General features: G+C 66.3%; 14 protein-coding genes. 9 read left to right on the top strand and 5 right to left on the bottom strand.

Annotated features, from left to right (window positions below; translation table 11 throughout):
- Nucleotides 1–46 precede the first annotated feature (46 nt).
- Entirely contained in the window at nucleotides 47–661 is a 615-nt protein-coding gene (locus KF715_08815) for a CPBP family intramembrane metalloprotease (protein ID MBX3736776.1), read from the bottom strand.
- Between the two features lie 91 nt (nucleotides 662–752).
- Here KF715_08815 and KF715_08810 point away from each other — a divergent pair, with 91 nt between their 5' ends.
- From KF715_08810 to KF715_08785, 6 genes are all read left to right on the top strand, one after another.
- Complete coding sequence (locus KF715_08810; GenBank protein ID MBX3736775.1) at nucleotides 753–1,784, top strand: polyprenyl synthetase family protein; 1,032 nt, start codon at nucleotides 753–755, stop codon at nucleotides 1,782–1,784.
- 46 nt (nucleotides 1,785–1,830) lie between these two features.
- Nucleotides 1,831–2,460 (top strand): sigma-70 family RNA polymerase sigma factor, encoded by a 630-nt coding sequence (locus tag KF715_08805; protein MBX3736774.1) that lies wholly within the window; start codon nucleotides 1,831–1,833, stop codon nucleotides 2,458–2,460.
- 5 nt (nucleotides 2,461–2,465) lie between these two features.
- On the top strand, nucleotides 2,466–3,284 hold the full coding sequence (locus KF715_08800; GenBank protein ID MBX3736773.1) for a hypothetical protein: 819 nt from the start codon (nucleotides 2,466–2,468) through the stop codon (nucleotides 3,282–3,284).
- Between the two features lie 140 nt (nucleotides 3,285–3,424).
- A complete protein-coding gene (locus tag KF715_08795) occupies nucleotides 3,425–4,831 on the top strand; it encodes a class II fumarate hydratase (protein MBX3736772.1) in 1,407 nt (468 codons plus the stop codon).
- An 88-nt stretch (nucleotides 4,832–4,919) separates the two neighbouring features.
- On the top strand, nucleotides 4,920–5,339 hold the full coding sequence (locus KF715_08790) for a secondary thiamine-phosphate synthase enzyme YjbQ (GenBank protein ID MBX3736771.1): 420 nt from the start codon (nucleotides 4,920–4,922) through the stop codon (nucleotides 5,337–5,339).
- A 222-nt stretch (nucleotides 5,340–5,561) separates the two neighbouring features.
- The gene (locus KF715_08785; protein MBX3736770.1) at nucleotides 5,562–5,924 is read left to right on the top strand and encodes an RNHCP domain-containing protein; all 363 of its coding nucleotides are present in this window, start codon (nucleotides 5,562–5,564) and stop codon (nucleotides 5,922–5,924) included.
- 47 nt (nucleotides 5,925–5,971) lie between these two features.
- Here the strand turns inward: KF715_08785 and KF715_08780 are convergent, their stop codons facing one another.
- Nucleotides 5,972–7,609, bottom strand: a complete 1,638-nt coding sequence (locus KF715_08780; protein MBX3736769.1) for a fumarate hydratase — start codon at nucleotides 7,607–7,609, stop codon at nucleotides 5,972–5,974.
- A gap of 229 nt (nucleotides 7,610–7,838) precedes the next feature.
- Complete coding sequence (locus tag KF715_08775) at nucleotides 7,839–8,831, bottom strand: KpsF/GutQ family sugar-phosphate isomerase (protein ID MBX3736768.1); 993 nt, start codon at nucleotides 8,829–8,831, stop codon at nucleotides 7,839–7,841.
- A 68-nt stretch (nucleotides 8,832–8,899) separates the two neighbouring features.
- Here KF715_08775 and KF715_08770 point away from each other — a divergent pair, with 68 nt between their 5' ends.
- A complete protein-coding gene (locus tag KF715_08770) occupies nucleotides 8,900–9,826 on the top strand; it encodes a LysM peptidoglycan-binding domain-containing protein (protein MBX3736767.1) in 927 nt (308 codons plus the stop codon).
- Nucleotides 9,823–10,578: an MBL fold metallo-hydrolase gene (locus KF715_08765; GenBank protein ID MBX3736766.1), complete on the top strand. Its 756-nt coding sequence runs from the start codon at nucleotides 9,823–9,825 to the stop codon at nucleotides 10,576–10,578. The genes KF715_08770 and KF715_08765 overlap by 4 nt, the downstream gene beginning before the upstream one ends.
- A 40-nt stretch (nucleotides 10,579–10,618) precedes the next feature.
- Here KF715_08765 and KF715_08760 read toward each other — a convergent pair whose 3' ends face one another.
- Nucleotides 10,619–11,536 (bottom strand): PH domain-containing protein, encoded by a 918-nt coding sequence (locus KF715_08760; protein ID MBX3736765.1) that lies wholly within the window; start codon nucleotides 11,534–11,536, stop codon nucleotides 10,619–10,621.
- Between the two features lie 10 nt (nucleotides 11,537–11,546).
- Nucleotides 11,547–12,080 carry a PH domain-containing protein gene (locus tag KF715_08755; protein MBX3736764.1) on the bottom strand — a complete coding sequence of 178 codons (534 nt, stop codon included), beginning with the start codon at nucleotides 12,078–12,080 and terminating at the stop codon, nucleotides 11,547–11,549.
- Between the two features lie 228 nt (nucleotides 12,081–12,308).
- Between KF715_08755 and KF715_08750 the strand changes: the two genes are divergently transcribed.
- On the top strand, nucleotides 12,309–12,473 hold the full coding sequence (locus KF715_08750; GenBank protein ID MBX3736763.1) for a DUF1328 domain-containing protein: 165 nt from the start codon (nucleotides 12,309–12,311) through the stop codon (nucleotides 12,471–12,473).
- Nucleotides 12,474–12,475: the final 2 nt, after the last annotated feature.

Here is a 12,475-nt window from a genome sequence, read left to right as displayed (position 1 = left end):
AAGCAGACACGAGCAAGCTCGCGGCCTGCGTGACACGTGCGTCGCCTCACCACCACCCGCTCACGAAACCCTGCGCGTATTTGATCGCGAACACGCCGAGATTCTTCGCTGCGTGCGCGGCGATGCACGGCAGCAGCGAGTGCGACGGATTCAGTTTCCAAAACCGCACCGCGTAGAACCACAGCGAGCCGGCGAAGACCGCCGCGGTGCTGAACCACGCCTTCGTTCCGAGCTGCGCGTGCAGCGCGCCGTCGCGCCATTGCCACAGGAACGGGTGCAGCAGCGCAAACAGCAGCGACGCGCCCACGATGCCGCCGACGAGCGTCGCGCGGCCGCGGTTTTCCACCACCACGAAGCCGCGGAAGATCAGCTCCTCGCCGAACGCCGCCGCCAGCGTGTAGAGTCCGAACAGCGCGGTGACGCGGCTCTGTTCACCGGCGACACCGAGCGCGATTTCACCCCACGTTTCCAGCGCCAGCAAGCCGAGCGCGCCGAGCGCCGCGACCGCGATCGCGGCCATTGTCGTCGGTGTCGCGCCCGGCAGCGCCCGCGGCACGGGAGTGCCCGCACGCGCGGCGCGCAGATCGTCGAGCCACAGCTTGGCGACGTAGCCGGTGGCGCCGAGCAGCACGAGCAACAGCAGGGGATTTTCCTGGCCCATGTTTTAACGAAACGTGATTCGCGCCATCACTGGCAAGACTGGCGGAGCTTTTTGTTAGCCTTTCGGGCCTTCGTTCCTAGCCTCACGCGCGATGTCCGGACCCGCGCCTCACACCGTCTTTGCCGAAAACGACCCCGCCGCCGTCTTCGCCCGTCTCGCCCCGCAGATGGCGGCGCTCGATGCGTTCATGCAAGAGCAGGTCGCGCAATTCGAGCCCGAGATCCGTGACATGGCGGCGTATTGCGTCGAGACCTCCGGCAAGCGTCTGCGACCCACGCTGGTGTTTATTTCCGGCTGGCAGGGCGATGGCGTGATCGATCGGGATCTGGTGCGCGCCGCTGGCGTCGTCGAGATGGTGCACATGGCGACGCTCGTCCACGACGACATCATGGACCAGGCCGAGCTGCGCCGCAGCCGCCCCACGGCATCGCGCAAATTCGGCCCCGATGCCGCCGTGCTCCTCGGCGACGCCCTGTTCGCCCAGGCGCTGCACGTCGCTTCGCAGTTTCCCACCACCGACGTCTGCCTCGCTGTCTCCGAGTCCACGCGCAAGGTCTGCTCCGGCGAGATCATGCAGACACTGCATCGCCGCGATATGGGTGTGACGATGGAGGCCTACTACCGCGTGATCGATCTGAAGACCGCGGAGCTTTTCCGCGTCTCGTGCCAGCTCGGCGCGAAGCTCTCCGGTGCGCCCGCCGCTTTCGTCGCGGCCGCCAACGACTATGGCCGGCATCTCGGCATCGCCTACCAGATCTACGACGACCTCGTGGATTTCCTCGGCGAGGAGAAGCGCATCGGCAAAACCCTCGGCACCGATCTCGCGAGCGGCAAGCTCACGCTCCCGCTCATGCTGCTGCTCGAGAAGCTCCCCGCCGCGGAGCGCGCCGAAGTCGTCGCCGCGATGCAGCAAGGCAAGCCGCTGCCGCTCCACGCCAGTGTCGGGCGCATGCGCGAGCTCGGCATCGCGGCCGGCGTGATCCGCGCGGTCGAGGAGGAACTGGCACGTGCCCTCTCGGTCCTTATGCCTCACGAGGGGCTCGCCCCCGTGCCTTTGCTGCGTCAGCTCAGTGGCTTGCTACAGGGCCAGATCGCTGCATTGCAGGCTCCGACCAAGCCGTAATTCGCCGTTGCCTCCGGACGGCGCCAATCCGACCTTACACCTCCCGATGAACCTCTCGAAGGTCTTCACCAAGACCCTCGTCACCTCGCCTGAACGTCAGGCGGAGGCCGATTCGGATATTGAGGTCGTAAAACGCGTGCAGGCGGGCGATGTGGCCGCATTCGACGTGTTGATCCGCAAATATCGCGAGCGCGTCTTCGGCGTCGTTTACAACCTGACCTCCAATCGCGAGGACACCGCCGATCTCGTGCAGGACGCCTTCATCAAGGCCTTCCAGTCGATCAATCGCTTCCAGGGTCAGTCGTCGTTCTTTACCTGGCTCTACAAGATCGCCGTTAACACCACGCTCAGTCATCTCCGCAAGAACAGGTTGCGCACTTTCTTTAGTCTCGAAAAAGTCCAGGAGGACGGCACGTCGAGCGAGATTCTCAACCAGCTCACCGATACGACCGGAGCCGACCGGGATGCCTATCTGCGTGAGCTTCAGGAAAAATTGAACGAGGCGCTGCAAAAACTGTCTATCAAGCATCGCACCGTCATTACCTTGTTCGAAATCGATGGACTCAGCCACGCCGAGATTGCCGAAGTCATGGACTGCTCCGAAGGCACCGTGCGCTCCCGGCTGCACTACGCGAAACAGTTTCTCCAAGGCGAATTGAGCAAATACCTCCGCTGAACCGCATGTCGCAACGCCCGCAAAACTCCAAGATCACCGTCGAAGACTTGCTGCGCCTCAAACGCGCCGAGCGCCCCGACGCCGAGTTTTGGAACAAGTTCGAAGTCGAGCTGCGCCAGAAGCAGCTCGCCGCACTCGTCGAGCGCCGCCCGTGGTGGCAGCAGATTCCGCTGCTGCTGAACCGCCGCGTCTATCTGCCCGTCGGCGCCACCGCCGTCCTCACTTTCACGCTCGTCTCGCTCCGCTACTACGCGCCGATCCAAGTCGCCAGCGTCGCCCCCGTCGAAGCCGCTGCCCCCGCGCCCGTGGCCTCGCAAGTCGTCGAGCCGCGCCACGACATCGTCGCTTCCGTTGCGGCCAGTCAGCCGCGCATCGAGCAAGTCGCAGTCGAGGAACAACCCCGCGCCACCGCGCAAGTGCAGCTCTCCGACGAGCTGCCGGCCAAGAGCGACGAGTTGATTCCCTGGACCGCGCCGCGCGCCGAGCAAAGCCCGTCCGCCCGTTCCATCGCCGCCAATCTCGCCAGCCTCGCCGAAACCGATCCCGATCTGGCCAACGCGCTCCTCGCAGGCAACCGCGTCGGTGCTTCGGGCAACGCGGTGTCGGATGTCGCGAGCCATGGCGCGGAACTCGCCGGCGTCGCCGCCGTTTCCTCGCGCCGCAGCCGCCTGCTCGCGGCGATGACCGACCGCCAATTCACGCCGGATCCCGCGGCCCCGGAAGTCGTCCGCGAACGCCTCGCGCGCCGCCTCGGCGACACCGAGCTCACCGGCGGCTGGACTCGCGTCGGCCTGAAAGCCGACCGCGTCTCGCTCAAATTCTGAGCGACCTTCGCGGCAGCGAAAATTGAGGCCGGTCTCCGACCGGCCTTTTGTTTTTCCAGTATCGTTCTCGCGAGGAGCACACCGCTCGCCGCTCGAACTTCCCTTTTGCGAACGCCGCCCTCGCATCTAGTTTCCCTCCGATGAGAACCGAACGCGACTCGATGGGCGAAATGGCAGTGCCGGACGATGCGCTCTACGGCGCTTCCACGCAGCGCGCCGTGCTCAACTTCCCCATCAGCGGCCGACCGCTGCCCGCCGCCTTCATTCGCACGCTCGGCCTCGTGAAGTGGGCCTGCGCTCGGGCCAACGCCGAACTCGGCCTGCTCACGCCGGAAAAAGCCCGCCTCATCGAGCAAGCCGCGCTCGAGATCGCCGACGGTCGCCACACCGCGCATTTTCCCATCGACGTTTTCCAAACCGGCTCCGCCACCTCGACGAATATGAACGCCAACGAGGTGATTGCGAACCGCGCCCGGCAGCTGGCCGATTTGCCGGCTGACGCGCCACGACCGCTGCATCCGAACGACGACGTCAACCTCGGCCAGTCCTCCAACGACGTCATTCCCACGACGCTCCACGTCAGCGTCGCGCTTGCCCTGCACCGCGACCTCGCGCCGGCGCTCGATGCGCTCGCGACGGAACTCGATCGCAAGGCCGCGGCCTGGCAGGGCGTCGTGAAAATCGGCCGAACACACCTGATGGATGCCACGCCGCTCACCCTCGGCCAGGAATTCTCCGGCTACGCGACGCAGGCGCACAAAGCCGCCGAACGTGCCCGCCGCGCCGTGTGCGTGCTGGGCGAACTCGCGATTGGCGGCACCGCTGTCGGCACCGGCATCAACACGCACGTCGAGTTCGGCGCCCGCGTCGCGCGGCTTCTCAACGAGCGCACCGGCCTGAGCTTTCGCGAGGCGCAAAACCATTTCGAGGCGCAGGCCGCACGGGACGATTGCGTCGAGGCCGCCGGCCAACTCGCTGCCATCGCCGCCGCTCTGACAAAAATCGCCAACGATCTCCGCCTGCTCGGCTCCGGTCCGCGGGCCGGTCTGGCCGAGATCAAATTGCCCGCGACTCAGCCAGGCTCCTCGATCATGCCGGGCAAGGTGAACCCCGTGATGAGTGAAATGCTGGTTCAGGTTTGCCTCTACACGCAGGGCCTCACGCAAACGATGCAGCTCGCCGGTCGCGACGGACACTTCGAGCTGAACGTCGCGCTGCCGCTCATGGCGCACTGTTTCCACGAGGCGATCACATGCCTCTCGAACGCGACGCGGGTTTTCACCGAAAAATGCGTCGCCGGTCTCGAGGCCGATCCCGCCCGCTGCCGCGAGCTGGTTGATCGTTCGCTCATGCTCGTCACCGCGCTCAATCCCCACCTCGGCTACGACGCGGCTGCGATGATCGCGAAGGAGGCTTACCTGAGCGGCCGCACGCTGCGCGAGCTCGTGCTCGAGAAAAAGCTGATGGACGCCGCAACCCTCGATCGCGCCCTCGATCCGCTCGCGATGACGCAACCTGGTGCGAGTTCGCCCGGTGCCAACGGCTGAGCCAAAGTAGCGGGAGCTCCCAGCTCCCGTCTCTCCGCGCGCTCCCAAAACGCGGAGTCGGGAAGCTCCAGCACATCATCAAGCAACCATGCCACTTTACCAAGCCACTCTCACAATCCGCACGCACGGGCAGGGCGCGCACGAGATTACCGACGAGCTCGCCCGCGAACTCGCCCGCAGCGGCCTGCAGCGCGGCGTGGCGACGATCTTCTGCCAGCACACGAGTGCCAGCCTGGTCATCATGGAGAACGCCGATCCTTCCGCGCGGCGCGATCTCGAGGCGTGGCTCAACCGCCTCGTGCCGGAAAACGACCGACACTTCACACACACGCTCGAAGGGGCGGACGACATGCCGAGTCACATCAAGATGGCGCTCACGCGCACGAGCGAACAGGTGCCGTTCGCCGACGGCCGGCTGTTGCTCGGCACGTGGCAAGGCGTCTTCCTTTGGGAACACCGTCGCGCGCCGCATTCGCGACGCGTGATTGTGACGTTCATGGGCGAGTGAGCAGGCGCTTGACCCTTGCGCCTCGCTCGGCTGACCTAGCGACGGATGCCATTACCTGAGATTGTCTGACCAGCCACTGGCTGAGCACCGGCCGCGCTTCGCGGCGGACTTTTTATTTATCCCGGCGGTCATTGCCCAGTGACGCAGCGCCGGTCCAGCCAGGGCGATGCGGCCCGCTACCAGTGCGGGATGACTCTCTCCTTCGCCGGGATATCGCATCCCATGTCAGACCATTTTCGCTATTCACCGCCCGCATCCAGCGGTGCGAAACTCTCCTATCTCAAATGCCGTCACTGCGGCGGCGAGTTCTCCTTCGACGCCCCGGGCACGCGCCATCGCAACCATTGTCCGTGGTGCCTGTGGAGCGTGCATCTCGACAACAAACCCGGTGACCGTGCCGCCGATTGCGGCGGCGGCATGGAGCCGATCGCCATCCACGCCACGACCGACGGCGAGTGGCTGCTCGTGCACCAGTGCAAGACGTGCTTTACGGTCCACGTGAATCGCATCGCGGGCGACGACAGCGAGCGCGAGCTACTCGGGCTCGCAGTGCGGCCGTTGCGGCGCGCGCCGTTTCCAATCTGAACCCGGCTGGCGTCAGCTTAGTTGGCGCCAGCCTCTATCCCAACCGCTCAATGCGGCGCGCAGATGCCGCAGTTCTGGACGAAGAAGTCGTTGCCCTTGTCGTCGACGAGGATGAACGCCGGGAAGTCCTGCACCTCGATCTTCCACACGGCCTCCATGCCGAGCTCGGGATATTCGTGCACTTCGACCTTCTTGATCGAATCCTGCGCGAGGATCGCCGCCGGACCGCCGATGCTGCCGAGGTAGAATCCGCCGTGCTTCTTGCAGGCGTCGGTAACCTGCTTCGAGCGGTTGCCCTTGGCGAGCATCACCATCGAGCCGCCGAGCGACTGGAAGAGGTCGACGTAGCTGTCCATGCGGCCGGCCGTCGTCGGCCCGAACGAACCGGAGGCGTAACCGGCGGGCGTCTTCGCCGGACCGGCGTAGTAGACCGGGTGGTCTTTGAAATACTGCGGCAAGCCCTGGCCGGCGTCGACGCGCTCCTTGAGCTTCGCGTGGGCGATGTCGCGCGCGACGATCATGGGGCCATTGAGCAGCACGCGGGTTTTCACCGGGAGTTTCGAGAGCTCGGCGCGGATTTTCTCCATCGGCTGGTTCAGGTCGATGCGCACGGCGCTGTCGTCCTTGAACGTCCGCATCTCGGCCGGAATGTAGCGGCCGGGATTCGTCTCCATCTGCTCGAGAAAGACGCCGTCCTTCGTGATCTTGGCCTTGATGTTGCGGTCGGCGCTGCACGAGACGCCCATGCCGACCGGACAACTCGCACCGTGGCGCGGCAGGCGGACGATGCGAACGTCGAGGGCGAAATACTTGCCGCCGAACTGGGCGCCGACGCCGCTTGCCTGCGCGAGCTTGAGCACCTTCGCCTCCATCTCGATGTCGCGGAACGCCCGGCCATGCGCGTCGCCGGTGGTCGGAAGAGTGTCGTAGTATTTCGTCGAGGCGAGCTTCACGGTCTTGAGACACGTTTCTGCGCTGGTGCCGCCGATAACGAAGACGAGGTGATACGGCGGGCACGCGGCGGTGCCGAGCAGCTGCATCTTTTCCGTGATGAACTTCTCGAGGCTCTTCGGATTGAGCAGCGCCTTGGTTTCCTGGAAGAGAAACGTCTTGTTTGCCGAGCCGCCGCCCTTGGCGACGAAGAGCAGTTCGTATTTCGCGCCCTCGGTGGCGTAGAGATCGATCTGCGCCGGCAGATTCGTGCCGGTGTTCGTCTCCTTGAACATGTCGAGCGCGGCGGTCTGCGAGTAGCGGAGGTTCTCCTTCGTGTAGCAGTCGTAGATGCCGCGCGAGAGCCACTCGGCGTCGTTGGCGCCGGTCCAGACCTGCTGGCCCTTCTTCCCGAAGACGATCGCGGTGCCCGTGTCCTGGCACATCGGCAGGATGCCGCCGGCGGCGATCTCGGCGTTCTTGAGCAGCGTCAGCGCGACGTAACGGTCGTTGTTCGACGCCTCGGGATCGGCGAGGATCGCGGCGACTTGCTCGACGTGCTTCGGGCGGAGAAAAAAGTTGGCGTCGTGCAACGCCTCGCGCGCGACGTAGGCCAGCGTCTCCGGCGTGACTTTGAGAATCTCTTTGCCCTCAAAGGTGGTGGTCGAGACGCCTTCCTTGGTCAGCAGGCGATAGGTTGTGTCGTCGGGGCCGTGGGCGAACGTGTCGGAGTAGGTGAACGCGGGCGTAGCCATGCCGGCGAAGCTACGCGCCGCCCGTTCGAGCACAAGCCGTCGCCGCGTGAAACCGCGTAGCTATTACCGGCAACGCGCGGAGCGACAGAGAAACTTTAGCGCCGACAGTCCAGCGCGACGGTCGATCGGCGTCGTGGAGGGCGCGGCTACGGCCGCGCCGCGGAAGTCACAGCGGCTGCGCAGCTCAACGGCGCGGCAGTAGCCGCGCCCTCCACGACGTTTCTACGTCTCACAAAATCTTCAGCTTCGGCAGGTCCTGCACGTCGATGTAGCCAACGGGCCGACCATCCGCATCCAGCGCGAACAGATCCGAAATCTTGAACTGCTGGAAGAGCTTCAACGCCTCGACCGCCAGCGCGTCGGCGCCGATCGTCTTGCCACCGCGCGTCATGAATTGCGCGACGGGAGCGCGCAGAAAATCCGCGCCGCCATTCAGCGCGGTGCGACGGAAGTCGCCGTCGGTGAAGATGCCGGCCAGTTTGCCGTCTGCCGTCGTGAGCGCGACCGCGCCGGCTTTGGCGCCGGTCATCGCGAGGATCGCTTCCTGCACGGTGGTTTTCGCCTCCGGCAGAAGCGGGCAACCCTCGCCGGTGCGCATGATGTCCTTCACGCGCAGCAGCAGTGTCATGCCGAGCGTGCCCGAGGGATGATACTTCGCGAAGTCCTCGCGCGTCACACCGCGCGTCTCCAACAACACCATGGCGAGCGCGTCGCCGAGACCGAGCGCGGCGGTCGTGCTGGCGGTCGGCGCGAGCGCCAGCGGACAGGCTTCGCGCGGGGCGCGGTAGATGAGCTTCAGGTCGGCGCCACGCGCCAGTTCGCTCTCGGGCGCGCCGGTGAGCGCGACCGTTTTCAAACCGAACCGCTCGAACAGCGGCAGCAGGCGCAGCATCTCGTGCGTCGAACCGCTGTTGCTGAGGAGAAACGCCAGATCACCCGCCGCGCACAGGCCGAGGTCGCCGTGCAGGGCGTTGGTCGGATCGAGAAACGCCGACGGCACTCCGGTGCTGTTGAAGGTGCCGGTGAGTTTCTGCGCGATGTGCGCGGATTTGCCGATGCCGGTGAAGATCAACTTTCGGCCGGCGGCGATCGTCGTTTCGACGGCGCGCACGACGTCGACGAAGTCGCCGTTGAGGATTTCCGCGGTGGCCTCGAGCGCTTCGCGTTCGATGGCGAGACATTGGCGGGCCTTGGCGAGGATCGTGGGGGCGTCGAGTGGCATCTGGACTTGTAGTGGGGGAGACCGGGCGCAAACCTACGGACCGCTTCCGCTCGTTCAATTCCTTTCCCGTGTCGCGCGTCCCTGTCCTGCTCCGTCGCCATGTGCTGCCGCTCGTCGCGGCGGCCGTTTTGGCGTTGGGCTTGGCCGGATGCGGTGGCGATAGCCGGCAGTCCTACGCGACGGAGGCCGACGAGCCGTATTATCGCCAAGCCGAGCAGATGAAGCGCTCCGGCCGGCAGCAGGAAGCGCTGTCGGCTTACCTGCGAGTCATCGAGAAACGCGGCGACGACGCGCCGGAATCCCACCTCGAAGCGGGCCTCGTCTACGCGCAGCACATCCGCGATCCGATCGCCGCGATCTACCACTTCCGGAAATATCTCTCGCTCCGCCCCAACAGTGCGCAGGCTCCCCTGGTGAAGCAGCGCATCGACGCGGCGATCCGGGATTTCGCGCGCACGCTGCCCGCTCAGCCGCTCGACACGCAGGTGCAGCGCGTCGATCTCATCGCGGCGCTGGACAAACTGAAACTCGAGAACGACATCCTGAAACAACAGGTCGCCGACCTCCAGGCCGGTCGCGAAACGACAGTGGGCACGGCGCCGGCCGAGTCGCCGGTGGAACGCCCGGCACCGACGCCGGCGAACCGCGCCCCCGCCGGCACCGGCGGCAGCGCGAACAATTTTTCGGTCAACCTCGACACCATGCCGACCGTGCGCACGCGTCCGGCTGCGACGCGACCCGAGCCGGTTTCGCCCCCGCCCACGGCCCGCTCCTCCGCGGCCACCGCGCCAAAGCAAACGCCCGCCGCGCAAACCCCGCAGCCCGCGCGCGGCGCACGCACCCACACGGTGCGTCCCGGCGACACGCTTTCGAGTCTCTCGCAGCGCTACTACGGCAATCGCTCGCGCTGGCGCGACATCTACCAGGCGAACCGCGCCACGATGCGCAACGAGGGCGACCTCAAGGTCGGCGCGCAGATCATGATTCCGCAGTGAGCGCAGCGTCGCGCCCGACGAAGCCCTGGTTCGCGCGCCATGTGCCGCCCGGCGTGTTCACGATCCGCGGACTCATGGGCGTGTGCCATCTCCTCGTCGATGCGCAGGGTGAGGCGGTGCTGATCGACACCGGTCTGATCGGCGAGCGCACGCAGATCCGCTGGATGCTCCGCCGCCTCGGGCTCACGCCGGAATCCATCAAGGCCATCCTGCTCACGCACGGGCATCTCGACCACGGGGCGAATGCCGAGTGGGCCAAGCGCCTCACGGGCGCGCCGCTCTACGCGCATTCGGCCGAGCAGGCGCATCTCGACGGCACCTATCCGTTTCAAGGTGCGGCGCGTTGGTGCGGGCGGTTGGAGCGCGTGGGCTACAATGTGCTCAACTATCGTCCGGCGCGCATCGATCGCTTCATCGCCGACGGCGACGAGCTGCCATTTTGGGGCGGACTGCGCGTGGTGCATCTGCCGGGCCACACCGAGGGGCATTGCGGGTTCTATAGCGCGCGGCACGACCTGCTGTTCAGCGGCGACCTGTTCGCGAGTTACTTCTTCAACGTTCACTTTCCGCCGCCGTTCCTGAACGCGCGACCGGATTTGCTTGCGGGCAGCGTCTACAAAACGCTCGCGCTGAACCCGCGCTGGATCGTGCCGCAACATTACGACGTGCTCGATGGCGAGCTGCATGCGCGGCGGTTCCGCGCTCTGTGCGAGCGGGCGGTGCAACGCGGCGCACGGACGGCGCGACTGTAGCGCGGTGCGGTTCCGCGGTGCGCGAACGCGGCTGCGAATCTCAGCTCACCGTGGCGCGCAGGGCCCGGGCTTCGGCCAGCAACTCGCGGGCGGCGGCGAGCGTATCGCCGGCGACCGTGCTCGCTTCCGCCACCGGCGCGGCCGGAGCGACGGACGCGTGCGCATCGTCCGGGTCGCCGAGGCCGGCTTGGCGGAAGAGCCGGAGCCGATCGAGGACGAGGTCGCGGATCTCCTGTGCGTTGTCTACGCCGTGAAACACGCCGGCGTGCAGCGACTCGCCGGCGTCCTTGCCGTGCTCCGAGACGCGGCCGCCGCCGGCGGATTGGACGCGGACGTCGGCGATGCCGAGGAGGCGTTGCACGGGACCTTGCGAGACCTCGACCTGCTGGAGATTGGCGAAGCTCATGGTCGATTCCTGGAGCGACCAGATGCCGGCGCGGATGCGCAGACTGCGATCGGTGACGATATACCAGCGCAGTTCCCAATCGAGACGCACGGCGGCGAACGTGATCGGCAGTTGGAGCAGGAAGACGGCGATACCCGCGAGCTCGGCGATTTCCACCAAGGTGAGAACCCAATACGGGGTGCGGGCGAAAAACACCTGTCGCGGGAGGCCGCGATCGCGCTTTGCCTTGGCGCCCTTGGGTGCGACGGAAGGAGCCGGTGCCTCGGGCGTGGAAGCGGTGGCGGACGGTGGCACGGCGGCGAGGTGCGCGCGTTGTTCGCGGGCGGCTTGCGCGGCTTCGAAGTCGTCGCGGAAGTTGGCGATGAAGCCGATCGAGAACGCGATGCCGATCACCGCGCCGATTTGGGTCAGGAGCCAGCGGGCGAGGCGGACGTAATAGAAATTCTTCGCGGCGCGGAAGATTTTCGTCGAGCCGGGCGCGCCGAGGGGCGGCTCGGGGTCGTGCGGGACGCGGAGGATGCGCAGGAGGCGGGAGCGAACGGCGGCGAGCATCGGAGCATCCTCAGTGGCGGCGTTGCGTTTCGAGCGCGGCGCGGGTGGCGCGGAGCTCGGCGGCGACTTCGCGCAGCGCGGCGGCGAGCTCGGCGTCCTGGGCGGCGGTGGCGGTCGGAGGCGCGGCGGCGGGCTTCGTTGCCGGTTCCTTCACGCCGCGCATCTGGTGATAGAGAAAGTCGCGCACGGCCTCGAACTCGCGCAGGCCTTCGATGGTCATCTCCGCGCCGGAACTGCCGCTCGCGGTTTGCACGAGGATGCGCGCGAGGCCGAGCCAGCGCTCGACGAGATTGGAGCGCAGATGGATGTCCTGGATGCGCGCGTATTGGACGATGATTTCGCGGCGGAACAGGATGCCCCAGCTCATCGAGATGCCGTCCGCGGTGAACTTGTAGCGCATCGTGTGGTAGCGGAAATACAAGTAGGGCCCGAGGAACAAGAGTGCGGGCGGAAACACGAGCGACGACAGGAAGTAATACGTGAGCAGGTTGCGATGCGGTCGCTCGATCGCATGAATGGCGGCGTCGGAGGGGGCGAGGGGCACGCGGGAGAGATGGCGGATTTAGCGGGCGAGCACAATGGCGGACGCGCCGACCGGTCGGGCGGCGGCCCCGAACGGTTCCGGGGTGGCGCGGGCTGTTCGCCGGGTCCGCCGGACCGGGATTTTCCCGACCGGTCGCGGTGGCGAGAGCGGCCACCTTCACCGGGTTCGCCGGTCAGAGCCTCTTTCCCGAGCGATTCGCTCCAAGGTCCACCTCAACTCGTCCCACACATGCTCAGCTACACCGTCCTCTTCCTGATCATTGCCATCGTCGCGGGCGCGCTGGGTTTCGGAGTCGTCGCCGGCACCGCGGCCGCGATCGCCAAGGTCTGCTTCGTGATCTTTCTCGTGCTGTTTCTCTTCTCGCTCTTTCGCGGCACGGCGCGGCGTCCGTGAAA

Source organism: Candidatus Didemnitutus sp. (assembly GCA_019634575.1).
Classification (GTDB): domain Bacteria; phylum Verrucomicrobiota; class Verrucomicrobiia; order Opitutales; family Opitutaceae; genus Didemnitutus.
This window is presented reverse-complemented; position numbering and strand designations above follow the sequence as displayed.

Bases quoted from the DNA above. Each gene is read 5' to 3' on its own strand.
- KF715_08805 (MBX3736774.1), top strand. From the start codon at position 1,831: ATGAACCTCTCGAAGGTCTTCACCAAGACCCTCGTCACCTCGCCTGAA.
- KF715_08785 (MBX3736770.1), top strand. From the start codon at position 5,562: ATGTCAGACCATTTTCGCTATTCACCGCCCGCATCCAGCGGTGCGAAA.
- KF715_08780 (MBX3736769.1), bottom strand. From the start codon at position 7,609: ATGGCTACGCCCGCGTTCACCTACTCCGACACGTTCGCCCACGGCCCC.
- KF715_08790 (MBX3736771.1), top strand. From the start codon at position 4,920: ATGCCACTTTACCAAGCCACTCTCACAATCCGCACGCACGGGCAGGGC.
- KF715_08795 (MBX3736772.1), top strand. From the start codon at position 3,425: ATGAGAACCGAACGCGACTCGATGGGCGAAATGGCAGTGCCGGACGAT.
- KF715_08750 (MBX3736763.1), top strand. From the start codon at position 12,309: ATGCTCAGCTACACCGTCCTCTTCCTGATCATTGCCATCGTCGCGGGC.
- KF715_08760 (MBX3736765.1), bottom strand. From the start codon at position 11,536: ATGCTCGCCGCCGTTCGCTCCCGCCTCCTGCGCATCCTCCGCGTCCCG.
- KF715_08800 (MBX3736773.1), top strand. From the start codon at position 2,466: ATGTCGCAACGCCCGCAAAACTCCAAGATCACCGTCGAAGACTTGCTG.
- KF715_08815 (MBX3736776.1), bottom strand. From the start codon at position 661: ATGGGCCAGGAAAATCCCCTGCTGTTGCTCGTGCTGCTCGGCGCCACC.
- KF715_08775 (MBX3736768.1), bottom strand. From the start codon at position 8,831: ATGCCACTCGACGCCCCCACGATCCTCGCCAAGGCCCGCCAATGTCTC.
- KF715_08810 (MBX3736775.1), top strand. From the start codon at position 753: ATGTCCGGACCCGCGCCTCACACCGTCTTTGCCGAAAACGACCCCGCC.